Here is a 23,882-nt window from a genome sequence, read left to right as displayed (position 1 = left end):
CGCCGGTCCCGCCGGGCCGCGGGGTCCGTCACGCACGGCAGGCTTTAGCGCCGCTCGATGCCGTCCTGCCGCGGACCGGCGCGGCAGTACGGCATTTCCCGCGCCAATAACCCGCCCTGCGTGACGCGGCCGGCCAAAGGCCCGCCCGGCACGACCCGCAACGACGGTGCCGGGGCGGTGAGCTTCGTGGCCCGCTAGACGGGAAACGGCACCTTCACCGGGGTTCCCGGCGGTTGCGGATGTTACACAGCTGCAACCGCCGGGACACCCGCGGGAAATCGGGGCGGGAGGATACTGGGAGTACGTCCTTCACGGACGGTCTCACGCAGGCATTGGGGACTACTCGAAGGACTCCGCACATGCCCACTCCTCTTAACCAGTCCCTGGCCGACTCTGCCCTCCTGACGAAATCCCTCCCGCTGGGCCTGCTCCGCGCCTTTGTGCAGACCAACGCCGCCGACGACGGGCTGACGCCGCAACTGCTGGCCGAACTCAAAATCCTGGCCCGCACTCCAGGTCTGCTCGTGGCCTGCAACTACGGCGGGACCCTGTGCGCCGCCGAAGGCATCTCCACCGAGACCCTGCCGCTGGGCAGCGCCGCGATTGCCCTCCGGGCGCTGGCCGCCCTCCCGAACACCCACGCGGCCGTCATCTCGGGGCGTTCCCTGCGCGACCTGGCCGCCGTCTCGCGGCTCCCGGCCGAGGTCCATCTGGTCGGCTCGCACGGCGCCGAGTTCGACATGGGCTACGCCCACGGTCTGTCCCTGGCCACCGAATCGGCGCTCCAGCAGGCCAGCCAGGCGCTCGCCGAAACGGTGGGCGCCTACCGCGGCATCACCATCGAGCGGAAGCCCGTGGCCGTGTCCGTGCACACCCGCCCGGCCGCCCCCGAGGTCGTGGCGCTGGCCACCGAACAGGCGGAGGCGATCGCCCGGGCGCACGGGCTGTCCTTCATCGTGGACGGCTCGGTCCTGGACCTGTCCGTGGTGGAGCCGGCCAAGGCCACCGCCCTGGAACATCTGCGCTCCATGCTCGGCGCCAGCGCGGCCCTGTACGCGGGGGACGCGGCCAGCGATGAGCTGGCGATGGCAACCCTGCGCGGACCGGACATGGCCCTCCGGGTGGGGGAGGGCCCCACCCTGGCCGCGCACCGGCTGCGTGATCCGGAGTCCTTCGCCCGGGTGCTCGCCATCCTCTTTGAACTGCGGCGGGCCTGGCTGTTCGGGGAGGACGCCGTCGGCCTGGAGAAGCACTCGATGATCGGCAACGGCTCCTCCACGGCGCTCATCACCCCGGACGCCAAGATCTGCTGGATGAGCCACCCGCTGCCGGACTCGGGGTCCCTTTTTGCGCATCTCCTCGGCGGCGACGCGGCCGGCCACTTTTCGGTGGAACCGGTGAAGGCCTCGCAGGTCCTGGGCCAGCGGTACGTGGACAGCACCATGATCGTGGAAACCCGCTGGGCCGACGTCACCGTCACGGACTACCTGGAACCGGCGCCGGAGGGCGTGACCAGCCTGGTCCGTGTGCTCTCGGGCACGGGAACGGCGCGGATTGTCTTTGCGCCTCGCCCGGACTACGCGAACGCGCCCTTCAGCATGGAGGCGCGCGGCGAGGAGCTGCACGTGGTGGGGACCGCGGACCCCATCATGCTGCTCGCCCCCGGCGTCAGCTTCGCCCTCACCTCGGACGGCCGTCACGCCACCGCGACGGCCGACGTCGAACTGCGGCACGGCCCCGTGGTGCTGAACCTGCGCTGCGGCGACACGGAACTCCAGCGCGCGGAACCGCCGGAGGAAAACTCGCGCCGCGCCGCCGTCGCACATCATTCCCGGCGCTGGGTGCAGGCGCTGCAGCTGCCCGCCGTGAAACCCTCCCTGGTCCGCCGGTCCGCCCTGGTGCTCCGCGCCCTGGTCCACGAGCCCACCGGTGCGGTGCTCGCGGCGCCGACCACCTCGCTGCCGGAGGGGATCGGCGGCACCCGGAACTGGGACTACCGGTACTGCTGGCTGCGGGACGGCTCCATGACGGTTAACGCCCTGGTGGACCTCGGCTCGACGTCGGAGGCGGAAGGGTTCCTGGCCTGGCTGGGCCGGATCCTGGCCCACGCCCCCGGACCGGAGTGGCTGCACCCGCTGTATTCCGTCACCGGGGCGCCGCTGTCCACCGAAGCCATCATCGAGAGCCTCCCCGGATACGCGGGCTCCCGGCCGGTCCGGATCGGCAACGCCGCGGACCACCAGGTGCAGCTGGACGTGTTCGGGCCGATCGCCGAGCTGATCGACGCCCTGAGCGCGCGGCAGGGGGCGCTGGACGATGCGCACTGGGAGCTGATGGTCCAGATGGCCTCGGCCGTCCTGGCCCGCTGGCACGAGGCGGACCACGGGATCTGGGAAGCCCGGCGGGCACCCCGGCACCATATCTACACCAAGGTGATGTGCTGGGTGGCGCTGGACCGGGCGCTGCGCACCGCCGCCCGGCACGGCCGGACGCCGCTTCCGGACTGGGAGCCGACGGCGGCGGTCATCCGGGAGGAGGTCCTGCGCGAGGGCTGGGATGAGAGTGCGGCGTCCTACACCGTGGCCTACGACAGCCCGGACCTGGACGCCGCGGTGCTGCATATCGGGCTGTCCGGGCTCCTGGACGTCTCCGACCAGCGCTTCCTGGACACCGTCACGGCGGTGGAACGGGAACTGCGCGTCGGGCCCACCGTGTTCCGCTACCGGTACGACGACGGCCTGCCGGGCCTGGAGGGCGGCTTCCACATCTGCACCACGTGGCTGATCGAGGCCTACGTGGCGGTGGGGCGGATCGAGGAGGCGTGGGACCTGTTCGACCAGCTGGTCAACCTGTTCGGGCCGACCGGGCTGCTGCCGGAGGAATACGACCCGGGCACCGAAACGCATCTGGGGAACCACCCGCAGGCGTACTCGCACCTGGGCTTCATCCGATGCGCGCGGCTACTGGACGCGCTGCCGAAGAACTAGGCGCTTCCCGGGGTTGAATGAGCCGTCGCGCCGTTCGGGCGTTCCGCTGTTCGCTCGCTACCCGCCACCCGCTACTCGCAGGCGACGCCGTCGCGGTCGCCGTCCATCTGCTCGCGGTAGCCCGGCTGGCCAGCCCGGAGCGGCGCGGCGCCGGCGGCACGGGCGGCGGCGCAGTTCGCGTAGTACACCGCACCAGGGGCCGGTGCGGCGGGCGGGGCGGCCGGTGCGGGTGCGACGGCGGCCGGGGCCTCCGGCTGGGGTTCGGCCGGCGCCGGTGCTGCCTGGCCTGCGGGGGTGGCGGTGTCCCGGCAGTCGGCCAGGACCCGTGCCATCGCGTCATGCTCCGCCCGGGTGACCCACAGCCCGTAGCTGGACTTGACCGAGATCTGGCGGGCCACGTAGTCGCAGCGATAGGACTTGTTCGGCGGCAGCCAGGTGGCGGCGTCGCCGTCGCTCTTTTGCTGGTTGGTGGGGCCGTCCACCGCGAGCAGGTTCAGCGGGTCGTTGGCGAAGGAGAGCCGCTGGGCCTCCGTGAGCTGCTGGGCGCCCTTCTGCCAGGCATCGCTGAGGGCCACCACATGGTCGATCTGCACGTCGGGGCTGGTGCTGGTGCCGCGGAGGAAGTTGATCAGGGTTGCCGTGTAGGGGTCGTTGAGGATGCCGGAGAGGACAACGCAGTCCCGCGTGCCGGGCTTGAGGGCGAGGTCGGTCAGGTCCCGGCGGAGCATGTCGTTGCGGGTGTCGCAGCCGTTGCGGTCGGCGTCGGCCCAGGCCTGGCCGAACTGGTCGCGCGAGTAGCCCGTCTTCGGGGCCCGGCCCTTGACCGGAATCGTGGCCAGCACGTCCAGGGCCTTGCCGGCGGCGGCCGGCTGCTGGGTCGTCGGGGCGCCGTCGCTCGTGCCGGGGTCCGGCGTGCCGGTCTCCGCGGCGGGCGCGGGGCTCGAGGCGGGGGCGGTGGAGCTAGCGGCGGGGGCCGGCGCTGCGGCCGGGGCCGTTCCCGTGCCGGCGCAGGCCGTGGCGGAGACCAGCAGCAGCCCCGCCAGCCCGGCAGCGATCCAGTCGACCGCGCCGGACCTGGCGGTGCTGGATCCCGCCGTGCCGGATCCCGCGCGGCCGCGCGGTCTTACCTTCTGCAATTCTTCCCCACTTCGTGCCGTTGCCCCGGGTCTCGGCGGAGCAGCCCAAGACCGGTCCCAGCCTACCGGGGCCCACCGCAACGCGGGGTCACCTCGCGCCCATGCCGTGGCCCGGAACGGGCGCGATCTGACCCCGCTGGGGGCTGGCCGGGGAAGCGGGGTCAGCGGACCCTCGGGCGGGACGCCGAGAAGATCGCCGGCGCTGGCCCGGCGCCGGTGGCGAGGTCGGCGAGGATCCGCCCGATCACGGGGGTGAATTTGAACCCGTGGCCGGAGAAGCCCGCGCCGATCACGAGCGGTCCGATGCGGTCGAGGATGAAGTTCTCGTCCACGGTGGTGGTGTAGGTGCAGCTGATGTCGGTGAGGGAGTCCGCGTCCACTCCGGGCAGCCAGCGCCGCGCGTAGCGCTGCAGCGCCGCCATCTGGGCAGGCTCCGGCGTGAACGACCGCCGGTCCGGGTCCACAACGGGCCCCACCCCGTGCCAGCCGGCCTTGATCCCCTCGCCGGGTGTCGGCATGCCGTAGACCGGCGAGTACCAGTCGGCGAACTCCGCCCCCTGGCCCGGGACGTGGTTGAACCCGGGCCACAGCGCACCCTCGTCCGCAATGGCGAAGTGCGCCGGCTGCTCCTGCGTCACGGTGAGGCGGGGGAGGGGCGCCTGGGTGCCGAGCAGTTTCGCGGTCCAGGCGCCGGCGGTGACCACGGCCTGCCGGGCGGTCAGTACCTCGGTGCGCCCGCCGGCGTCGACCGTGAGCCGGACGCCGTCGCCCTCCACGGCGAGGTCCAGCACCTTGACCCGGTGCCGGATATCCGCCCCGCGGCCCGCGGCGAGACGCTGCAGGACCGGCAGGGCCGCATCGGGATTCAGCTGCCCGCCGTCGGGCATGTGCAGCACCTGCTGGTCGAACCGGATGCCGCGCCAGCGTTCGGCGGCTTCCGCGGCACTCAGGAACTCGGCCCGCAGCCCGGCCCCGCGCAGGGCCGTCCGCACCTCGCCCAGGCGCGGATCAGTGCCGTGGTTCACGACGCCGGTGCGCGCCAGGAGGCGCTCGCCGCCGTCAGCCTCGAGCTCGTCCCACAGCCTGACGGCCTCGGCGAGCATCGCCACGTAGTCCGGGTCCGCATAGCCGGGATTGAAGTTCCGGGTGGCGCCGTGCGACGCGCCGTTGCGGTGTCCGGGGCTGAACTGCTCCAGCAGGGTAACGGCCCGGCCGCGGCTGGCCAGGGCCCAGGCGGCCGCCGAGCCCATGGCCCCGCCTCCGATGACGACGGTGTCCAGGCTGGTTGTCATGGGTCCTCCGGAGGGTGTTGGTGCTGGCATAAGGGAGCGTCAGGCAAGCAGCAGCGCGACGCCGATCATGGCCGGCACGGCGACGATGGTCGTGATGAGCACGGTGTCCTTGGCGACCGTGAGGCCGGTCTGGTACCGGCTGGCGGCGACGAAGACGTTCTGCGCCGTGGGCAGGGCCGAGGTGACGACGACCGCGAAGAGCGCCTGGCCCTCCATGCCGAGGGCGAAGCGGGCGAAGACATAGGCCAGCGCCGGGTGGACGATGAGCTTGAAGCCGCTGGCGAGCAGGGTGTCCAGGCGCCGGCCGGCCGAGGCCTGCAGCGGCCGGGAGCCGTTGAGGCTCATGCCGAAGGCCAGCAGCATGGCCGGAATCGCGGCGCCGCCGATCAGGTGGATGGGCTGCATCACCAGCTCCGGAACCCGCCAGCCCGTCCCCGCGACGAGGAGGCCGAGGCCGGAGCCCACGATCATCGGATTCCGCAGGATCATGAGCCCGAACCCCAGCGGCGTCGTCCGGTGGCTGCTGGTGGTGGCGTCGAGCGCCATGAGGAACAGCGGCGTGAAGAAGGCCAGCTGGAAGATCAGCAGCGGGGCCACGTAGCTGGCGTCCCCGAGGACATAAACGGCGATGGGGATGCCCAGGTTGGCGGAGTTGGCCAGCGAGGCGCCCATCGAGGACATCAGCGATTCCGGCACCGAGCGTTTGAGCAGGAAGCGGACGATGATGAAGAACAGCGCCGCCGTCGCGATGGCCCCGAACGCTGTGACCAGGAGCGGCGCCGCGAAGATGTCCTGCAGTTTGGCCTTGCTCAGTGTTTCGAACAGCAGCGCCGGGCTGGCGACGAAGAACGTCAGGGCGCTCAGCACGGAGCGGGCGTTCTCGCCCAGGATGCCGCGCCGGCCGACGAACATGCCCACCAGGATGATGCACCAGACCACAAAGAAGCCGGCCAGGACCCCTAGCACGCGGCGGTCCGCGGCGTGGAAGGCGGGAAAGGGTTGGCAGTCACCCTCCCAGACTAATCAGCTTTATTAGTGGCGGGCGCCTGTTACGGCGGAAGCATTTCCGCGGTTTGCAGGCGTCAGTTGAGCGCGGCGTTGTTCAGTGCATACGGCGGGCGCATGATCCCGGGAGTGTGGCCCTCCGCGGGATCGTTGCCGATCTGGACAATCTTGTTGTCCTTGTCCACATGGACCACCTTGGGGCTGTAGGCCTTGGCCTCATCCGTGGTCATCTGGGCGTAGGTGATCAGAATGACGATGTCGTTCTCGTGCATGAGGTGCGCGGCAGCACCGTTGATCCCGATGACGCCGGAACCGCGCTCGCCGGCAATCGTGTAGGTCTCCAGCCGGGCGCCGTTGGTGACGTCAACAATGGACACCAGCTCGCCGGGAAGGATGTCGGCCGCTTCCAGCAGATCCAGGTCCACGGTGACCGAACCGACGTAGTGGAGGTCCGCGTGCGTGACCGTGGCGCGGTGGATTTTGGACTTGAATATTGTGCGATTCATAACGGCACCAGTCTAGCGCCGGCCCGCCGGAAGCGCTGTGAGCCAGCCGACACCGCCGGCCACGTTAAGGGCCGGCGGGCGGGATGGACGCGGCAGTCTCGGCGAGGATCTCCCGGGCGGCGAGGATGGCCGGGCGCTTGGCGCTGGAGCGCCGCACCGAGGTGAAGATGGTCCGGTGCGGATCACCCGGCAGGGTGATCAGTTGCGACGTCGTCCCCCGGCCGGTCCAGACCAGGTCCGGCATGAGGGCCACGGCGTTGCCGGATTCGATCAGCCGGATCTGCGCCTGCAGGTCAGCCGTCTCGTAGCGGACGTCGGGTTCGAACCCCGCGCTGCGGCAGGCCTGCTCGGCCCAGTGCCGCGACGCCGCCCCGCGCGGCTCCATCACCCAGGCCAGCCCGGCGGTGTCCTGCAGGGTCATGACCGCCGGACGGTCGGGGGAACGCGGCGGAACGGCGAGGCGGATCGCATCGCTGGTGAGCCGAAGCCGGTCGAGTTCGGCATACCGGGGGGCCGCGTGTCCGGGGTACTGCTCGGCAATGACCAGGTCGAAGTCCCGGGCCCAGGTCTCGTGAAGCGCCGTTTCGGGTTCCCGCTGGATCATTTCAATCCGCACCTCGGGATAGCGTGACGACATCCGGGTGAGGGCGTCAGGCATCAGGGCGAGCGCCGCGGACTGGAACACAGCGATGCGGACCGTGCCCGTCACGGTGGTCAGCGACGCGGCAAGGTCAGCCTCGGCCTGTTCCAGCGTTTCCAGCAGCTGCGCCGTGTGGGCCACCAGGACCTCGGCCTGCGGGGTGAGCTGGACCCGGCGTCCGGTCTTGCGGAGCAGCTCGACGCCGGCCTCCTTCTCCAGGAGGGCCAGCTGCTGTGAGACCGAGGAGGGGCTGTACTGGAGGGCCTCCGCGACTTCGGCCAGGGTGCCCCGGATCTTCAGCTCGCGCAGCAGGCGCAACCGCCGGACATCCAGCATCGCTATTCCTTTTTGAATTCTAACGGTTATTGATTAGGAGAATTCACTTTATCTAATGCAATCCCGGTTGCATACTGTTGTCGTTCAGTAATTCCCATCACAGGGTGGATTGATGGGCACCACACCTAAGCAGGAGACCCTGATGGCTACAAAAGACATAGACAGGTCGATCATGCGGCGCAAGCCCATCGACGACATCGAGGAAGAAAACCTCCACAGCGGATTGATGAAGAGCCTGGGGTTCTGGCAACTGACGGCCATCGGCGTCGGCGGCATCATCGGCGTCGGCATCTTCTCCCTGGCGGGCCTCGTGGCCCACGGCAGCGAGACGGAGCCCGGCGTCGGCCCGGCGGTTCTGTTCTCTTTCCTGATCGCGGGACTCGCCTCCGCGGCGGCCGCCTTGTCCTACGCCGAATTCGCGGGCATGATCCCGCGGGCCGGTTCGGCGTACACCTACGGCTACGTCGCGCTCGGCGAAATCATCGGCTGGTTCATTGGCTGGGACCTGCTGCTGGAATACATCGCGATCGTGGCCGTGGTGGCCATCGGCATTTCCGGCTATTTCGACGCGTTCCTGACCGGCATCGGTATCAACATGCCCGTCTGGATGACGTCCACGCCGGATGAAGGGCTCGGCGGCATCGTCAACATCCCGGCGATCGCCGTCTGCCTCCTCGTGACCTGGATCCTGTCCCGCGGCACCAAGACCTTCGGACGGTTCGAGCTCATCGCCGTCGGGATCAAAGTCGTCCTGATCCTGTTCATCATCGGCCTGGGCATCTTCTACATCGATACCGGGAACTACAACCCGTTTATGCCCAGCGGCTTCGGTCCGGTGGTGGCGGGAGCCGCCACGGTGTTCTTCGCGGTGTTCGGCTACGACGCCATGAGCACCGCCGCCGAAGAGGCGAAGGACGGCAAGAAGCACATGCCGAAGGCCATCATTATGTCCCTCATCATCGCGATGCTCTTGTATGTGGCGGCCACCCTGGTGCTCACCGGCATGCAGAACTACCAGGAGATCGACCCCAAGGCCGGCTTCGCCTCTGCATTCAACAGCGTGGGGCTGCCGGTCATCGCCACCATCATTTCGGTCTTTGCCGTGCTGTCCATCCTGACCGTGATGCTCACCTTCCTGCTCGGCGTCACCCGCGTATGGTTCTCAATGAGCCGCGACGGGCTGCTCCCCGGCTGGTTTGCCAAGACGGACAGCCACGGCACGCCGCAGCGCGTCACCTGGATCGCAGGGATCGGCTCCGCCCTGCTGGCCGGCGTGTTCCCGATCAAGGCCGTCGCCGACCTCACCAACATCGGCATCCTGGCCGCGTTCGTCGTTGTCTGCACCGCGGTCATCGTGTTCCGCTACAGGAAGCCCGACGCCCCGCGCACTTTCCGGCTGCCGTGGATGCCACTGGTTCCGGCGTTTGGCGTGCTGGCATCGGCGTTCCTGATGCTCCAGCTGCACTGGGAGACCTGGGCCCGCTTCGGCGTCTGGCTGATCATCGGCCTGATCATCTACTTCGGCTACGGCCGCAAGCACTCGCTGATGAACCCGGACAGCCCGCGGCACGAAGAGCTCGTGGAGATGCACCGCCCCCTCGCCTAACCGACAACCCGAGTTGCGCTATCACTTTTGGCTCCCATTCACGCCTTTTGGGGGCCAAAAGTGATAGCGCATCCGTCTGTGCGGGACTGTTGAGCCCGCCGCGAGAACCTTCGACTTTTCTAACCAGTATTGCTCGGAAAACATCGCTTTATCTTATGAAAATCCGGTCGCATACTGAGTCTAGAAGGGTCCACATATTGAGAAAGAACGAGTACCAGCCATGACCAACATTTCAACGGAGTCCGGCGTGGTTGCCGGCAGCGCCGCCGAGCACGCACCCGTCTCGGAAGGCTCCCCGGTCCTCGAGGCCGCAGCCCTCGCCGAGGAGACCATCGGGCTGGTACGCCACTGGCTCACCGAGGCGGCGAAGGTCCCGGTGGACGCCTCCGCCGAGCAGTTGGCCGGTGTCCTGAAGGATCCCAACGGCCTGGACTTCACCGTCGGGTTCGTCGACGGCGTCGTCCGCCCCGAGGACCTGGCGGTCGCCGCCCGCAACCTCGCCGCGCTGGCCCCCAAGGTCCCCGCCTTCCTGCCCTGGTACATGCGCGGCGCCGTCCGCCTGGGCGGCACCGTGGCTCCGGCGCTGCCGCAGGTGGTCATCCCGATCGCCCGCCGCGTGCTCCGCGAGATGGTCGGCCACCTCATCGTCGATGCCACCGACGCCAAGCTCGGCCCGGCCATCGCCAAGATCCGCAAGGACGGCATCAAGCTCAACGTCAACCTCCTGGGCGAGGCCGTGCTCGGCGAGCACGAGGCCTCACGCCGCCTCGAGGGAACGCACAAGCTGCTCGCCCGCCCCGACGTCGACTACGTCTCCATCAAGGTCTCCTCCACGGTGGCCCCGCACTCGGCCTGGGCCTTCGACGAGGCCGTGGAGCACGTCGTCGAGAAGCTCACCCCGCTCTTCACCCGCGCCGCCTCGTTTGCCGTCGGCGGAGGGAAAGCCAAGTTCATCAACCTGGACATGGAGGAGTACAAGGACCTGGACATGACCATCGCGGTCTTCACCCGGATCCTGGACAAGCCGGAGTTCAAGGACCTCGAGGCCGGCATCGTGCTGCAGGCCTACCTCCCGGACGCGCTCGCCGCCATGATCCGCCTGCAGGACTGGGCCTCCGCCCGCCGCGCCGCTGGCGGCGCCGCGATCAAGGTCCGCGTGGTGAAGGGCGCCAACCTGCCGATGGAGCAGGTCGAAGCGTCGCTGCACGACTGGCCGCTCGCCACCTGGGGCACCAAGCAGGACTCGGACACCAACTACAAGCGCGTCATCAACTACGCGCTGCACCCGGACCGGATCCGCAACATCCGGATCGGCGTCGCCGGCCACAACCTCTTCGACATCGCGTTCGCCTGGCTGCTGGCCAAGCAGCGCGGCATCGCGGATACCGCACAGCAGAGTATTGAGTTCGAGATGCTGCTCGGTATGGCCCAGGGCCAGGCGGAAGCCGTCAGGAAGGACGTCGGATCGCTCCTCCTCTACACCCCGGTGGTCCACCCGGCCGAGTTCGACGTCGCGATCGCCTACCTGATCCGCCGGCTTGAGGAAGGCGCCAGCCAGGACAACTTCATGTCCGCGGTCTTTGAACTCAGCGAGAACGAATCCCTCTTCGAGCGCGAGAAGCAGCGCTTCCTCGCCTCCCTCGCCCGGCTCGACGACGAGGTCCCGCCGCCCAACCGCCGGCAGAACCGCAGCCTTCCGGCCGAGCCGATGCCGCACGACTCCTTCGAGAACACCGCGGACACCGACCCCTCGCTGCCGGCCAACCGCGACTGGGGCCGCGCCATCCTGGAGCGGGTCCCGTCCTCGACCCTCGGCGACGCCGCCGTGGCCGCGGCCACCATCAACGATGAGCAGACCCTCAACACGGTGATCGACACCGCCGTGGAAAAGGGCAAGGCCTGGGGCGCCCTCTCCGGCGACGAGCGGGCGGCGGTCCTGCACCGCGCCGGCGATGTCCTGGAAGCCCGCCGCGCCGAACTGCTGGAGGTCATGGCCAGCGAAACCGGCAAGACCATCGACCAGGGCGACCCGGAGGTCAGCGAGGCCGTCGATTTCGCGCACTACTACGCCGAAGCGGCCCGCAAGCTCGACGACGTCGACGGCGCCACCTTCGTCCCGGCCAAGCTCACCGTGGTGACCCCGCCGTGGAACTTCCCGGTGGCCATTCCGGCCGGCTCCACCCTGGCCGCCCTCGCCGCCGGCTCCGCCGTCGTGATCAAGCCCGCCAAGCAGGCCCGCCGCAGCGGTGCCGTGATGATCGAGGCCCTGTGGGAGGCCGGCGTCCCGCGGGACGTCCTGACCATGGTCCAGCTGGGCGAGCGCGAGCTTGGCCGGCAGCTGATCTCCCACCCCGCGGTGGACCGGGTGATCCTCACCGGCGGCTACGAGACCGCCGAACTGTTCCGTTCCTTCCGCCAGGACCTGCCGCTGCTGGCCGAGACCAGCGGCAAGAACGCCATCATCGTCACCCCGAGCGCCGACCTGGATCTCGCTGCCAAGGACGTCGCGTACTCCGCCTTCGGCCACGCCGGGCAGAAGTGCTCCGCCGCCTCGCTGGTGATCCTGGTGGGGTCCGTGGCCAAGTCCAAGCGGTTCCACAACCAGCTGATCGACGCCGTCACCTCCCTGAAGGTCGGCTACCCGGAGGATCCGTCCAGCCAGATGGGCCCGATCATCGAACCCGCCGGCGGCAAGCTGCTCAACGCCCTCACCACGCTCGGCGAAGGCGAAAGCTGGGCCGTCGAGCCGAAGCAGCTGGACGGGACGGGCAAGCTGTGGAGCCCGGGCGTCCGCTTCGGCGTGCGCCGCGGCTCCTACTTCCACCTCACCGAATTCTTCGGCCCCGTCCTGGGCGTGATGACCGCCGCAACCCTGGAGGACGCCATCGCCATCCAGAACCAGATCGAGTACGGCCTCACCTCCGGCCTGCATTCGCTGGACCCGGCGGAACTGGACCTCTGGCTCGACACGGTCCAGGCCGGCAACCTCTACGTCAACCGCGGCATCACCGGCGCCATCGTGCAGCGCCAGCCCTTCGGCGGCTGGAAGAAGTCCGCCGTCGGCGCCGGCACCAAGGCCGGCGGGCCCAACTACCTCGTCGGGCTCGGCGAATGGGTCAGCAAGCCCAGTTCCGCGGCGGGCCAGGGGGCCGCTCACGCCGGCGTCCGCAGGCTCGAGCAGGCAGCCCAAGGCTTCCTGGCCGACGGCGAACTGGAACCGCTGCAGCGCGCCCTGGCCTCCGATGCCCTCGCCTGGGCCGAGGAATTCGGCACCGCCAAGGACGTCTCCGGGCTCACTGCCGAGCGGAACATCTTCCGCTACCGGGCCCTGCCGGTCACGGTGCGGCTCTCCGAAGGCGAACGTCTCGCCGACCTGGTCCGGACCGTAGCGGCTGGCGTCCTGGCGGGCTCCGCGCTGACGGTATCCACCGCCGTCGACCTCCCCGCCCGGCTGCGCACCGTGCTCGCGGGCCTGGGCATCGACGTGACCGTGGAGAGCGACGCCGACTGGCTGGCCTCCGCCGGCAGGCTCGCCGGCGCGGCCCGGCTCGCGACCTCGCGGATCCGGCTCATCGGCGGGGACGCCAAGGCTCTGGCCGAGGCGACCGGCGGGCGTCCCGACCTGGCGGTCTACTTCCACCCGGTCACCGAAGCCGGACGCGTTGAACTGCTGCCGTTCCTGCACGAGCAGGCCGTCAGCATCACGGCCCACCGCTTCGGCACCCCGAACCACATCTCGGACGGACTGATCTAGGGTTCGCGTCTGCGGGGACGCACACCCCTGGCAGACAGCACAAACGAGCCGGGCGGCCACCCTCCAATAGTGGCCGCCCGGCTCGTGATTTATGTGGCTCGGCTAGGAGCCTGCCGGCCGAATCAGCCGAAGTACCAGCCCGGGGGAACCCACGAGGCAGGGACGGCGTGGGCGGAGAAGTCGTCGCAACCGGAGCAGAAGTACGTGACTTCGCCCAGCTTGTTGATGGAACCGTCCCGGTGGTGAGTGGCCGGGACAAAAGTCTCCAGGTAGATGAACTCGTCGGTGCCGCAGCGTTCGCAGTAAGGGCTGCCGACGTACTCGGCCTCCACCAGGGTCGTCGGGTGCGGGTCCAGACGTCCGCGGCTGGGGTGGTGCGCGGCGGAACCGCGGTGCACTACCTGAGAAAGAGGGCCCGCCTGCTTGAGGCCTCTGGCTGATGCGGGACTGTGGGGGCGGTTAACGGCTGGCGTCATTGTCGGCCTATCCCGAACGCTTCCGGAGGTCGCCGCACGGCAGACACACAGGACAGCGTCCGTATTTCGAATCGTTGTCATTGGCCTCTGCTTGACCTTCAACACACTCAGGATAAGCCACGAAGTCGAGTGGATCAATGGTATGCGTAAGTACGCAATCCGAGTAGGTACATCAGCGAGTACGCAGGTGCCCTCCCGGGCGCTCAGGCGGGGCGCTTCAGGGTCCGGCCCGCGATGGTCTGGGTCAGGGCCTCGATCACCTCGGTGTTGGCCAGCGGGTTGCGGATCAGGGTGAAGTCGACGTCGCCCACCGGCGGCAGGTCGAAGCGCCGGGTGATGATCTTCAGGTCATCCGGCACCAGCGACGACGGCATGACCGCCACCCCGATCCCGGCGCGGACCGCGGCCAGCACCCCGCTGATCTGCCGCGTGGTGCACGTGATCCGCCAGGTCCGGCCGGCGGCTTCGAGCGCGTCGATGGCCAGCTTCCGGCTCAGGCTGGGGGCGGGGTAGGCGATCAGCGGCACCGGCTCCGCCGGATCCAGCACGGTCTGTTCCAGGCCCACCCAGGCGAAGGAGTCCTGCTGCACCACGGTGCCGTCCTTGGCCCCGGCCACCCATTTGACGAAGACAAGGTCCAGCTGGCCGGCGTTGAGCCGCTTGTACAGCTGGTCGCTTTGGCCCACCGTCAGTTCCAGGTTGATCTGCGGGTAGACCTGCCGGAACTCCCGCAGGATCCTCGGCAGGCCGGTGATCGCGAGGTCGTCCGCCGTGCCGAAACGCAGCCGGCCTCGCATGGCCGAGCCGGAGAAGTAGCGGGAGGCGGCGTCGTGCGCGGACAGGATGCTGCGGGCAAACCCGGCCATGGCGTCGCCGTTGTCGGTCAGGCGCACGTCCCGGGTGTCCCGCGCCACCAGGACCCGCTTCGCGGCAGCCTCGAGTTTGCGCACGTGCTGGCTGACCGTCGGCTGCGCCAGGCCCAGGCGTTCCGCGGCCTTGGTGAAGCTCAGGGTTTCAGCCACGGCCAGGAAGGACCGCAGCTGGGCGGGTTCGAACATGCGGTCTCCTGAACTGCGGCGTTCTCGCGCCGCATTGCGTTTCGTAATGCGAGTTATGCGGTGAATAAGCTTCCACAATCTCTTTCGGCCAGCTTAGCGTTAAGGCATTCCCGCTCACCCGCTCCTTTGAGGACTTTCTGTGGCACCCCCTCCGCCGTTAGAGGCCAACGTAACTGCACTCCCGGACACCAGCACCGCGCCCATCGCCGTCGTCAGCCAGCGGCTGCCCTGGCGCCACACCTTCATCTCGCTGAAAGTCCGCAATTTCCGTATCTTCGCGATCGGCCACTTCATCGCCGTGATCGCCATCTGGATGCAGCGGATTGCCCAGGACTGGCTGGTGCTCCAGCTCTCCGGTTCCGTCACCGCCGTCGGGATCACGGTGGCCCTGCAGTTCCTGCCCTCGCTGTTCCTGGGCCCGTGGGCGGGCATGATGGCGGACCGCTTCGCGAAGCGGAAGATCCTGATGCTGTGCCAGTCGGTGGCAGCGGTGCTAGCGGCCATCCTCGCGGTGCTGGCGCTGAGCCAGCGGATCGAGGTCTGGCACGTGTACGTGATCGCCCTGGCCCTTGGTCTGGTCACCGTGCTGGACCAGCCGGCGCGGCAGGTCTTCGTCAATGAACTCGTCGGCCCGGCCTACCTCCGGAACGCCATCAGCGTGAATTCCACGACCTTCCAGCTCGGCGGCCTGATCGGGCCGGCGCTCGCCGGGTTGCTGCTGACCGCGGTGGGGGCCGGCTGGGCGTTCGCCGCGAACGCCGTCGCCTGCTGCTTCACCGTCACGATGCTGCTCACGCTGCGGAAGGACCAGCTGCATATCAGCGCGCCGGTACCCAAGCGCAAGGGCATGCTGCGGGAGGGGCTGAACTATGCGCTGAGCAAACCCACCATTTACTGGCCGTGGCTGATGGCCGGCTTCATCGCCGTGTTCGCGATGAGCCTGCCGGTGCTGCTGGCGGCCTTCGCGGACAACGTCTACGACGTCGGCGCCGGAGGCTACGGCCTGCTGAACGCGCTGGTGGCCCTCGGGGCGCTGGCCGGTGCCATCACCTCCGCGCGTAGGCGGGAACTGAGGCTGCGCTCGGTGATCCTGGGGGCGGGAATGTACGGGCTGATGCTCTGCCTCGCCTCGCTGGCGCCGTCCATGGTGTGGTTCGGGGCGGCGATGGTGCTGGCCGGGTTCTGGTGCCTGATGTTCCTGACCGCCGCCAACCAGCTGGTCCAGATCAGCTCGAATATGGCCATCCGCGGGCGCGTCATGAGCCTGTACATCATGGTGCTGATCGGCGGGCAAGCCATCGGCGGGCCGATGCTCGGCTGGCTGGCCGAGCATGTGGATCCGCACACGGCGATCCTGGTCTCCGGCGGGGTGCCGGCACTGGCCGCGGCGACGGTCGCCGTCGTGCTGGCCCGCCGCGACCAGCTGATGCTCAAGGTGGACCTGAAGGACCGGCGGCGGCTCGTGAGGATTGTCCGCGCAGCCGCCGCGCCCTAGCGTTCGGCACAGTTTTCGGACAGCCGCTGCGTGGATCCACGCAGCGGCTGTCCGTTTCCGCAGCGGAAGCCGGGGGCGGAGCTAGTCCGCCAGCGGCAGGTGCGGGTACTCCCCATTCCGCTGCTGGAACTGCAGGACGTCCGGGTTGAGGACCACGCCGTCGCGGATTTCGATCGCGCGGCGGATGGTCTCGTTCCCGGCCCAGGCCCCGGGCCGGCGATCACGGTCTCCAGGAACGGCAGCAGCGCCTCGCTGATTTCCCAGCTGGAGGAATTCCAGAGGTAGGACGGGCTGTGGTCCACCGCGTAGTAGTCGATGTGGTCCCCGACCTTGAACATCGGCTCGGCGAACGTGGTGGTTTTCGCCCAGCTGAAGCCCATGCCCTCGTCGCAGGACACGTCCACGATCAGGCTTCCCGGGCGGAAGGCGTCCAGGTCCTCGGTGCGCAGGTACGTGAGCGGCGCGTTCGGGTCCTGCAGGGTGCAGTTGACCACGATGTCGCTCTCGGCAAGGAACGGCGCCAGCGGCACGCGGCCCCGCTCGGTGATGACCTGGCTGAGGAACGGGGCCTGGTCGTCGTGGTCGAACTGGGCGATCCGCACCGAATGGATGGGGGAGCCCACCGCGGCAACCCCGCGGTTGGTCAGCACCTGGACGTCATGGATGCCGTGGGCGTTGAGGGCCGTGACCGCCCCGCGGGCCGTGGCCCCGAAGCCGATGACGACGGCGCTCAGCCGCCGGCCGTAATCCCCGGTGGTGCCGGTCAGGGCCAGGGCGTGCAGCACGGAGCAGTAGCCGGCCAGTTCGTTGTTCTTGTGGAACACGTGCAGGCCGAAGCCGCCGTCGCTGGCCCAGTGGTTCATCGCCTCGAAGGCGATCAGGGTGAGCTTCTTGTCGATCGCCAGCTGGGTGATGGCCCGGTCCTGGACGCAGTGCGGCCAGCCCCAGAGGACCTGCCCGTCCCGCAGTTCGGCGAGGTCCTCGGGCTGCGGCTTGGGCAGGAGGACGACGTCGGCCTCGGCCAGCAGCTGCGCGCGAGGGACGATGCGCCCCACGAGCGGTGCCAGGTGCTCGTCCGAAACGCCGAAGCGCTCGCCGTAGCCCTCTTCCAGGATCAGCTGCTCCCGGAGCTCCGGGGCGATGCGGTCCAGGTGGAGGGGGTGGATCGGGAGGCGCCGCTCGTCAGGTTTCCGCGTGGTGGCAAGGACTCCGAGGGTGAGGTGGCTCATGGCGCCGCTCACTTCTTTTTGGGACTCGCCGGCTTGGAGCTGGTGGCCTTGTCCAGGGAGCTAGGCGGCGCTGCAGCGGTCCGCTTGTCGGCCCGCTTTTCCTTGATGGACTTGCCGGACTTCTTGGATGCTGCTTGACGGGGGGATTTGTCAGCCATGATCGCTCCTGTAGCGGAACCGGAGAGGTTCCTGACTTCGAACGATACAGGTAGCGACCTAACGGTCCGGGAGGTCCGCCGGGCCGGGTTCCGGCCGTGGCCGTGCGGGTCATTGGAGCGGCTGACGGGAATCGAACCCGCGTATCAAGCTTGGGAAGCTAGCGCTCTACCATTGAGCTACAGCCGCAGTGGGACCGTCCGAAAGGCCGGACCTGGTCCCGGGGAACAACGAGATTTACCTTACCCCAGCCGGAAGCCTTCTCAGAACACCCGCGCCGGTTTCGGCTCGCGTCCAGGGTCCACGGCAGGGGACGCCGGGGAGAAGACCGAGGGACGGGACGCGTGGCGCGGCCCGTCCCTGCCGCCCGTTCGCGGTCAGCCGCCCTGGCGTGCCATGTGGCGCGCGGCGCGGAGACCGAACACGACGGCGGGGCCTATGGTCGAGCCCGGGCCGGGGTACGTCCGCCCCATGACGGACGCGGAGTTGTTGCCCGCCGAGTAGAGGCCCTCGATGACAGTGCCGTCCTCCCGCCGGCTTCGGGACGGCGCCAGTTCGCGGAGCGTCCTGGCCGTGGCTGCACGCAGACCTCTATAGCCTAGATCCATGACTGTTTTGCTGAGGGAAGACCGACGGTGGTAGAAATTCCGGCGCCGCCGCTGGGAGACGGACTGGACTCCGATCCGGCCGGCGGAAGCGCCGTCCCCCGGCCGACCCCGCGGCACCAGCAGCTGATCGTCACGATTTACGGCCTGTACGGGCGCACCAACGGGGGTGCCCTGCCGGTCTCGGTGCTGATCTCCATGCTCGACGACCTGGGCGTCGAGTCCTCCGGGGTGCGCTCTTCCGTGTCGCGGCTCAAGCGCCGCGGAGTGCTGGAAAGCGTCAAACAGGGCGGAGCGGCCGCCTATCGGCTGGCCCCCAATCTTGAGGATGTCTTCCAGGAGGGTGACCGCCGCATCTTCTCGCCCCGGCGGGCGACGGCGGCCGACCGCTGGCTACTCATCGCCTTCTCCGTCCCGGAATCGCAGCGCCACCTTCGCCACCAACTGCGCAGCATGCTGACCCGGATGGGCTTCGGGTCTGTCACCCCGGGCCTCTGGATTGCCCCGGGCAACACCTACGAGGACATCAGCCACCAGCTCGAGCGGACTGGGCTGACCGAATATGTGGAGTTCTTTAGGGCGGAGCACCTGACTGCCGGCGACGTCAAGGACAAGGTCTCCCGGTGGTGGGACCTTCCGGCGCTCGAATCGCTCTACTCGGAATTCATAGAGCGCTTCGCTCCGGTGCTGGCGCGGTGGGAGTCCGCAGGCACGGCCGGGCCCGACGCCGACCGGGCGGCCTTCGCGGACTACGTCCAGCTCCTCACCCAGTGGCGCCGGCTGCCGTATCTGGATCCGGGCCTGCCGGCGGAGTTCCTACCGCCAGGCTGGCACGGGCTCACCGCGGAGCGGATCTTCGCAGAACTGCACCGCCTCCTGAACGGCCCGGCCCGCCAGCACGCCGAGAGGCTGCTGGCATCGACGGGCAGTTCGGGTACTGCGTAGGCCGTGCCGGGCCGAGAGTCGGGCCTGGTCCTAGCCCTGGCCTGATACGACGGCGATGGCCTGGATCTCGATCAGCGCCTCTGCCTGCCACAACCGCGTGACCCCGACGCCGGCCATCGCGGGGTAGTCGGTGCCCGCCATCTCGCGCCAGATCCGCCCGATTTCGCGGCCGTTCCGCTGGTAGTCCTCGACGTCGGTCAGGTAGATAGTGACGTTGACCAGGTCCGAGGGCATGCCCCCGGCTTCGGCGAGGGTGGTGAGGACGTTGGAGAAACACTGGCGGAACTGCTCCACGATGCCGCCGGGAACGATGGCGCCGCTGCTGTCCATGGCCGTCTGGCCACCGAGGAACACGGTGTTGCCGGCCAGGACGCCGTGCGCGAAGCCCGAGGGTTTGGCCAGGGCTGCGGGGTTGATGACCTTGTGGTTCATGGTGGCTCCTCAATGAGTCGGAGGTGATGGGTACATGCGAAGGTACACGCGGGCGGGGCCCGCGATGGACCGGAGGCGGATCGGAACACTTGCCGGTCTACCCAAACGGGTGAATTCGTGTTAACTTGAGCATATGTGACGACCGTAAAAATGTCGACATACCCAAGTGGGGATGCCGCGGTTGCTCATCACCGGAACCGGCAAAGGGGCCGGCTCCGCCGTCGAACCGGAAGTGAAGAAATCATGCGCCTTGCGACCGTCATTACGGCAGCCAGCGACGCCCAAGGTGGCCCCGCCACACGCGCCGCAGTGCAGTCGGGGGACCGTTTTGTGCTCCTGGCCGCGCGGGACCTTAGTGAACTGCTGGGAAGCGCCGGCTGGCAGGAGCAGGCAGCGGCCGCCGTTGCCGCCGCGGAAGCGGCGGGCAGCGAGCCGGAAGACTCCATCGCCGTTGGTTCCGCCCGGTACGCCACCGCGCTGCCGCGCCCGTCTAAGGTCATTTGTTGCGGCCTGAACTACGCGGACCACATTGCGGAAATGGGCAGGGAGTTGCCCGAATACCCCACCCTGTTCGCCAAGTTCGCGGACACCCTGATCGGCGACGGCGAAGTCATCGACGCCGCCGGGCACGGCGCCAGGCTGGACTGGGAAGCGGAACTGGCGGTCGTCGTCGGCGCTCCGCTCAAGAATGCCTCGCCGGCGGAAGCCGCCGCCGCGATCGCCGGCTACACGGTGGCGAACGATATTTCCATGCGCGACTGGCAGAGCCGCACCCTGCAGTGGTTCCAGGGCAAGGCCTTCGACCGCACCACCCCGCTCGGTCCCGTGCTGGTGACCCCGGATGAGTGCGATCCCGAGGCCGGTGTCCGGGTCCGGTGCCTGGTCAATGGCGAAGAGGTCCAAAACGGCAACACCAAGACGCTCGTATTCACCGCGGCCGCCCTGCTGTCCTATATCTCCACGTTCACCAGGCTGAGCCCCGGCGACGTCGTCCTCACCGGCACCCCCGGAGGTGTCGGCATGGGCGCCAACCCGCCGCGCTTCCTGCGCGACGGCGACGTGGTCACCACCGAGGTCGAGGGGATCGGCACGCTCACCAATACGGTCCGCCTCTAAACTCCCAAACCGCCATACCGACCCTCCATACAGAGAGGCACCACCATGACAGAACAGATCAGCCAGCAGGTGACCGAACAGGTTGTCCCCGTCGTCACCCGCAAGGGTGCCGAGCACCGCGACACCGGCCAGTCCGGCGGAGCCGTCCGGATCTCCGGCGTCAGCCCGCAGCACACCCCTGCTACAAAGATCTGGTACGGCCAGGTCAGCAACGAACCCGGCTACCGCTCCTTCCCGCACCACCATGGTGAAGCCGAGACCGGCGGCTATGTGCTGCGCGGCCACGGCCGGATCTACTTCGGCGAGGACTACAGGGAATTCATCGACATGACCGAGGGCGACTGGGTCTTCGTCCCGCCCTACATGCCGCACGTGGAGGCGAACATGAGCATCACCGAGGAACTCGTCTGGCTCACGGCACGCACGCCGGAGAACATCGTTGTGAACCTCGACGACGTCGACGACGCCACCCTCGAAGGGTACCGCCGGGCATGAGCCCCACCTCTGAAATCCTCCTGTCTGCCCTCGAGCTGACGCCGGTCGAGCCGGACTTCCTCGACGAGGCCTACACCGCCACGACGCAGTACGTGCCCTGGCCCAAGGCCTACGGCGGCGACATGGTGGCGCAGGCCGCAGCGGCCGCGATGCGCTCGGTGGGGGAGGACCGCTCGCTGCACTCCATGCACAGCTATTTCATGCGTCCGGCGGACATCGGCGCCGAAGTCCGCTACGAGGTGGAGCGGCTTCGCGACGGGCGGGGTTACTCCACCCGTCAGGTCCGCGCCTATCAGGGCGGCAAGACCGTCTACGTGGCCATGGCGTCGTTCCACGCGGCGGAAACCGGCGAGGAATTCGCCCGCGCCATGCCGGCCGGGATCCCGGAGCCGGAATCGCTGCCGTCCTCCGCCGACGTGCTCGACGGCGTCGATGGTGACGCCGCGGCCTACTGGTCCGGCGGCCGCAGCTTCGACATGCGGCACGTGCCCGGGTCCGTGTACCTCAGCGTCGAGGGGGAGCAGGTGCCGCATCAAGCCGTCTGGGTGAAGGCCTTCGACCGGCTGCCGGACGACCCGGACCTGCAGAAGGCGGCGCTGGCCTACGTCTGCGACTACACCATCCTCGAACCGGTGCTCCGGGTGCACGGCTACGCCTGGGGTGACCCGGGCCTGGTCACAGCCAGCCTGGATCACGCCATGTGGTTCCACCGCGAGGGCCGGGTGGACGACTGGCTGCTCTACGTGCAGGAAGCAGTCTCGGCCCAAGCCAGCCGCGGCCTCGCCCAGGGGCACTTCTACGACCGGCAAGGCAGGCTCCTCGCCACGGTGGTCCAGGAAGGCATGATCCGGATGTCGGCTGCTCCGTAACTGCCCTTTTGGGCGGCCAAAACGGCCGTTACGGAGCAATCGATGGCCCTCCACCTCCTATCAATGACGATACGAAAGGTCTGCAATGGAACTGACGCCCTCGGCGCACCAGGACACCTTTGCGCGTGACAATCTGCCGCCGGCAGAGCAGTGGCCCACTCTGGAGTTCACGCTCCCGGAACTGCAGTATCCGCAGCAGCTCAATGCCGCCACCGTGCTGGTTGACGACGCCGTCCGCAGCTTTGGTGCCGAACGCCCGGCCCTGCTCACTCCGGACGGGGTCGCGTGGAGCTACGGTGACCTGCAGCGCCGCGCGAACCAGGTGGCGCAAGTCCTCGTCGAGGACTTCGGGATCGTACCCGGCAACCGCGTGATGCTGCGCTCGCCGAACAACCCGTGGCTCGTCGCGGCCTGGCTCGGGGTGCTCAAGGCCGGCGCCGTGGTCGTCACGATCATGCCGGCTTTGCGTGCCAATGAGATCCGGACGCTGCTGGAGCTGACCCGGCCGGCCGCCGCCCTGTGCGACAGCCGCTTCCTGGACGATCTGGCAGAGGCCGCCGGAGATGACATGCCGGTGCTGGCCATGGGGGGCAGCACCGGCCAGGACCTTGCCGCACGCTGTGCCGCCAGGCGCGGCGAGTTCACCGACGTCCCGACGGCGGCGGATGACGTGGCGCTGCTCGGCCCGACCTCGGGCACGACCGGGACGCCGAAGATCACCATGCACTTCCACCGCGACATCCTGGCAAACGCGGACACCTTTGCCAGGCACATCCTCCAGCCGAAGCCCCAGGACGTTTTTGCCGGGTCGCCGCCGCTGGCCTTCACCTTCGGGCTGGGCGGACTGGTGGTCTTCCCGCTGCGCTTCGGTGCCTCGGCGCTCCTGACCGAACGCGCCACCCCGCTCGAACTGGCGCAGGCCGTCCACGCCGCGAAAGCCACCGTCCTGTTCACCGCCCCCACGGCGTACAAGGCGATCCTCAAGGAAGGCGCCGAAGGACTCCTCGCCTCGCTGCGCACCGCGGTCTCCGCCGGCGAGCACCTGCCGGCCGAAACCTGGCGGGCCGTCCACGAACGCACCGGCCTGAAGCTGATCAACGGCATCGGTGCAACCGAAATGCTGCACGTCTTCATCTCCGCGGCAGGGGATGACATCCGCGCCGGCGCCACCGGCACGGCCGTCCCCGGCTACCGGGCCACGATCCTGGACAATGACGGCCGGGAACTCGGCCCGGGCGCCGTCGGACGCCTCGCTGTCATCGGCCCCACCGGCTGCCGCTACCTCAACGATTCCCGCCAGCTGGACTACGTCGTCAACGGCTGGAACGTCACCGGCGACACCTTCAGCCGCGACGACGACGGCTACTTCTACTACCAGGCCCGCTCGGACAACATGATCGTGTCCTCCGGCTACAACATCGGCGCCCCGGAGGTCGAGGCCGCGATTGACCAGCACCCGGACGTGATGGAAAACGCCGTCGTCGGCCGGCCCGACCCGGAGCGCGGCAGCGTTGTCTGCGCGTTCATTGTGCTGCGCGAGGGCGTCGAGGCCGATGACGCGAAGCGCAAGGAAATCCAGGACTTCGTCAAGCAGACAATCGCCCCGTACAAGTACCCGCGGCAGGTGAACTTCGTCGACGAATTGCCCCGCAACCCGAGCGGCAAACTCCAGCATTTCCGGCTGCGCGAGCGGCTTGCCGCTGACACTGCCACCCCCGAACACCAGAACGCTTGAGAGGCACCA

The 23,882-nt window shown here is 68.8% G+C and carries 19 protein-coding genes, 1 tRNA gene and 1 pseudogene; 9 read left to right on the top strand and 12 right to left on the bottom strand.

Going from position 1 to position 23,882, the window contains the following annotated elements:
• The first annotated feature begins 359 nt into the window (after nucleotides 1-359).
• Complete coding sequence (locus AC06G6_RS18990) at nucleotides 360-2,987, top strand: trehalase-like domain-containing protein (protein ID WP_479824736.1); 2,628 nt, start codon at nucleotides 360-362, stop codon at nucleotides 2,985-2,987.
• A 71-nt stretch (nucleotides 2,988-3,058) separates the two neighbouring features.
• Here the strand turns inward: AC06G6_RS18990 and AC06G6_RS18985 are convergent, their stop codons facing one another.
• The 5 genes from AC06G6_RS18985 to AC06G6_RS18965 form a co-directional block, all read right to left on the bottom strand.
• Nucleotides 3,059-4,123, bottom strand: coding sequence for a GmrSD restriction endonuclease domain-containing protein (locus AC06G6_RS18985; RefSeq protein ID WP_479824734.1), 1,065 nt, complete (start codon nucleotides 4,121-4,123; stop codon nucleotides 3,059-3,061).
• Nucleotides 4,124-4,284: 161 nt separating this feature from the next.
• Nucleotides 4,285-5,415 carry an FAD-dependent oxidoreductase gene (locus tag AC06G6_RS18980; protein WP_479824732.1) on the bottom strand — a complete coding sequence of 377 codons (1,131 nt, stop codon included), beginning with the start codon at nucleotides 5,413-5,415 and terminating at the stop codon, nucleotides 4,285-4,287.
• A 39-nt stretch (nucleotides 5,416-5,454) separates the two neighbouring features.
• Nucleotides 5,455-6,381 carry an AEC family transporter gene (locus AC06G6_RS18975; RefSeq protein WP_479824730.1) on the bottom strand — a complete coding sequence of 309 codons (927 nt, stop codon included), beginning with the start codon at nucleotides 6,379-6,381 and terminating at the stop codon, nucleotides 5,455-5,457.
• A gap of 116 nt (nucleotides 6,382-6,497) precedes the next feature.
• Nucleotides 6,498-6,926 carry an aspartate 1-decarboxylase gene (panD, locus tag AC06G6_RS18970; RefSeq protein WP_307465049.1) on the bottom strand — a complete coding sequence of 143 codons (429 nt, stop codon included), beginning with the start codon at nucleotides 6,924-6,926 and terminating at the stop codon, nucleotides 6,498-6,500.
• 64 nt (nucleotides 6,927-6,990) lie between these two features.
• Nucleotides 6,991-7,902, bottom strand: a complete 912-nt coding sequence (locus AC06G6_RS18965) for a LysR substrate-binding domain-containing protein (RefSeq protein WP_479824728.1) — start codon at nucleotides 7,900-7,902, stop codon at nucleotides 6,991-6,993.
• Between the two features lie 142 nt (nucleotides 7,903-8,044).
• On the opposite strand from AC06G6_RS18965, the gene AC06G6_RS18960 reads away from it, so the two are divergent.
• Together AC06G6_RS18960 and AC06G6_RS18955 are read left to right on the top strand one after the other, a co-directional pair.
• The gene (locus tag AC06G6_RS18960; protein WP_479824726.1) at nucleotides 8,045-9,508 is read left to right on the top strand and encodes an amino acid permease; all 1,464 of its coding nucleotides are present in this window, start codon (nucleotides 8,045-8,047) and stop codon (nucleotides 9,506-9,508) included.
• Between the two features lie 220 nt (nucleotides 9,509-9,728).
• Complete coding sequence (locus AC06G6_RS18955; RefSeq protein WP_479824724.1) at nucleotides 9,729-13,262, top strand: bifunctional proline dehydrogenase/L-glutamate gamma-semialdehyde dehydrogenase; 3,534 nt, start codon at nucleotides 9,729-9,731, stop codon at nucleotides 13,260-13,262.
• 122 nt (nucleotides 13,263-13,384) lie between these two features.
• Here the strand turns inward: AC06G6_RS18955 and AC06G6_RS18950 are convergent, their stop codons facing one another.
• Both AC06G6_RS18950 and AC06G6_RS18945 read right to left on the bottom strand, forming a co-directional pair.
• On the bottom strand, nucleotides 13,385-13,660 hold the full coding sequence (locus tag AC06G6_RS18950; protein WP_479824722.1) for a hypothetical protein: 276 nt from the start codon (nucleotides 13,658-13,660) through the stop codon (nucleotides 13,385-13,387).
• A 281-nt stretch (nucleotides 13,661-13,941) separates the two neighbouring features.
• Complete coding sequence (locus AC06G6_RS18945) at nucleotides 13,942-14,796, bottom strand: LysR substrate-binding domain-containing protein (protein ID WP_479824720.1); 855 nt, start codon at nucleotides 14,794-14,796, stop codon at nucleotides 13,942-13,944.
• 139 nt (nucleotides 14,797-14,935) lie between these two features.
• Between AC06G6_RS18945 and AC06G6_RS18940 the strand changes: the two genes are divergently transcribed.
• The gene (locus tag AC06G6_RS18940) at nucleotides 14,936-16,291 is read left to right on the top strand and encodes an MFS transporter (RefSeq protein WP_479824718.1); all 1,356 of its coding nucleotides are present in this window, start codon (nucleotides 14,936-14,938) and stop codon (nucleotides 16,289-16,291) included.
• Nucleotides 16,292-16,372: 81 nt separating this feature from the next.
• Here AC06G6_RS18940 and AC06G6_RS18935 read toward each other — a convergent pair.
• The 4 genes and pseudogenes from AC06G6_RS18935 to AC06G6_RS18920 all read right to left on the bottom strand — a co-directional run bounded on the left by AC06G6_RS18935 (nucleotide 16,373) and on the right by AC06G6_RS18920 (nucleotide 18,284).
• Nucleotides 16,373-17,520 (bottom strand): annotated as a pseudogene (locus tag AC06G6_RS18935) (N(5)-(carboxyethyl)ornithine synthase).
• A gap of 8 nt (nucleotides 17,521-17,528) precedes the next feature.
• Nucleotides 17,529-17,678 (bottom strand): hypothetical protein, encoded by a 150-nt coding sequence (locus AC06G6_RS18930; RefSeq protein WP_192815748.1) that lies wholly within the window; start codon nucleotides 17,676-17,678, stop codon nucleotides 17,529-17,531.
• 113 nt (nucleotides 17,679-17,791) lie between these two features.
• Nucleotides 17,792-17,865, bottom strand: a tRNA-Gly gene (locus AC06G6_RS18925).
• A 188-nt stretch (nucleotides 17,866-18,053) separates the two neighbouring features.
• Nucleotides 18,054-18,284, bottom strand: coding sequence for an FAD-binding protein (locus tag AC06G6_RS18920; protein WP_479824716.1), 231 nt, complete (start codon nucleotides 18,282-18,284; stop codon nucleotides 18,054-18,056).
• Between the two features lie 27 nt (nucleotides 18,285-18,311).
• Between AC06G6_RS18920 and AC06G6_RS18915 the strand changes: the two genes are divergently transcribed.
• Nucleotides 18,312-19,226 carry a PaaX family transcriptional regulator gene (locus AC06G6_RS18915; protein ID WP_479824714.1) on the top strand — a complete coding sequence of 305 codons (915 nt, stop codon included), beginning with the start codon at nucleotides 18,312-18,314 and terminating at the stop codon, nucleotides 19,224-19,226.
• A 30-nt stretch (nucleotides 19,227-19,256) separates the two neighbouring features.
• On the opposite strand, the gene AC06G6_RS18910 is transcribed toward AC06G6_RS18915, so the two are convergent.
• Nucleotides 19,257-19,658 carry a RidA family protein gene (locus tag AC06G6_RS18910; protein WP_307465073.1) on the bottom strand — a complete coding sequence of 134 codons (402 nt, stop codon included), beginning with the start codon at nucleotides 19,656-19,658 and terminating at the stop codon, nucleotides 19,257-19,259.
• 243 nt (nucleotides 19,659-19,901) lie between these two features.
• On the opposite strand from AC06G6_RS18910, the gene AC06G6_RS18905 reads away from it, so the two are divergent.
• The 4 genes from AC06G6_RS18905 (at nucleotide 19,902) to AC06G6_RS18890 (ending at nucleotide 23,873) form a co-directional block, all read left to right on the top strand.
• Nucleotides 19,902-20,774, top strand: a complete 873-nt coding sequence (locus AC06G6_RS18905) for a fumarylacetoacetate hydrolase family protein (RefSeq protein ID WP_479824712.1) — start codon at nucleotides 19,902-19,904, stop codon at nucleotides 20,772-20,774.
• 45 nt (nucleotides 20,775-20,819) lie between these two features.
• On the top strand, nucleotides 20,820-21,269 hold the full coding sequence (locus AC06G6_RS18900; protein WP_479824710.1) for a cupin domain-containing protein: 450 nt from the start codon (nucleotides 20,820-20,822) through the stop codon (nucleotides 21,267-21,269).
• On the top strand, nucleotides 21,266-22,138 hold the full coding sequence (locus AC06G6_RS18895; RefSeq protein ID WP_479824708.1) for an acyl-CoA thioesterase: 873 nt from the start codon (nucleotides 21,266-21,268) through the stop codon (nucleotides 22,136-22,138). The genes AC06G6_RS18900 and AC06G6_RS18895 overlap by 4 nt, the downstream gene beginning before the upstream one ends.
• A gap of 85 nt (nucleotides 22,139-22,223) precedes the next feature.
• Nucleotides 22,224-23,873, top strand: a complete 1,650-nt coding sequence (locus AC06G6_RS18890) for an AMP-binding protein (RefSeq protein ID WP_479824706.1) — start codon at nucleotides 22,224-22,226, stop codon at nucleotides 23,871-23,873.
• Nucleotides 23,874-23,882 lie beyond the last annotated feature (9 nt).

The sequence above is a fragment of the Arthrobacter sp. CJL-S3 genome (assembly GCF_056711635.1).
This window is presented reverse-complemented; position numbering and strand designations above follow the sequence as displayed.

Bases quoted from the DNA above. Each gene is read 5' to 3' on its own strand.
- AC06G6_RS18990 (WP_479824736.1), top strand. From the start codon at position 360: ATGCCCACTCCTCTTAACCAGTCCCTGGCCGACTCTGCCCTCCTGACG.
- AC06G6_RS18945 (WP_479824720.1), bottom strand. From the start codon at position 14,796: ATGTTCGAACCCGCCCAGCTGCGGTCCTTCCTGGCCGTGGCTGAAACC.
- AC06G6_RS18895 (WP_479824708.1), top strand. From the start codon at position 21,266: ATGAGCCCCACCTCTGAAATCCTCCTGTCTGCCCTCGAGCTGACGCCG.
- AC06G6_RS18930 (WP_192815748.1), bottom strand. From the start codon at position 17,678: ATGGCTGACAAATCCCCCCGTCAAGCAGCATCCAAGAAGTCCGGCAAG.
- AC06G6_RS18955 (WP_479824724.1), top strand. From the start codon at position 9,729: ATGACCAACATTTCAACGGAGTCCGGCGTGGTTGCCGGCAGCGCCGCC.
- AC06G6_RS18980 (WP_479824732.1), bottom strand. From the start codon at position 5,415: ATGACAACCAGCCTGGACACCGTCGTCATCGGAGGCGGGGCCATGGGC.
- AC06G6_RS18910 (WP_307465073.1), bottom strand. From the start codon at position 19,658: ATGAACCACAAGGTCATCAACCCCGCAGCCCTGGCCAAACCCTCGGGC.
- AC06G6_RS18905 (WP_479824712.1), top strand. From the start codon at position 19,902: ATGCGCCTTGCGACCGTCATTACGGCAGCCAGCGACGCCCAAGGTGGC.
- AC06G6_RS18960 (WP_479824726.1), top strand. From the start codon at position 8,045: ATGGCTACAAAAGACATAGACAGGTCGATCATGCGGCGCAAGCCCATC.
- AC06G6_RS18920 (WP_479824716.1), bottom strand. From the start codon at position 18,284: ATGGATCTAGGCTATAGAGGTCTGCGTGCAGCCACGGCCAGGACGCTC.
- panD (WP_307465049.1), bottom strand. From the start codon at position 6,926: ATGAATCGCACAATATTCAAGTCCAAAATCCACCGCGCCACGGTCACG.
- AC06G6_RS18900 (WP_479824710.1), top strand. From the start codon at position 20,820: ATGACAGAACAGATCAGCCAGCAGGTGACCGAACAGGTTGTCCCCGTC.
- AC06G6_RS18890 (WP_479824706.1), top strand. From the start codon at position 22,224: ATGGAACTGACGCCCTCGGCGCACCAGGACACCTTTGCGCGTGACAAT.
- AC06G6_RS18965 (WP_479824728.1), bottom strand. From the start codon at position 7,902: ATGCTGGATGTCCGGCGGTTGCGCCTGCTGCGCGAGCTGAAGATCCGG.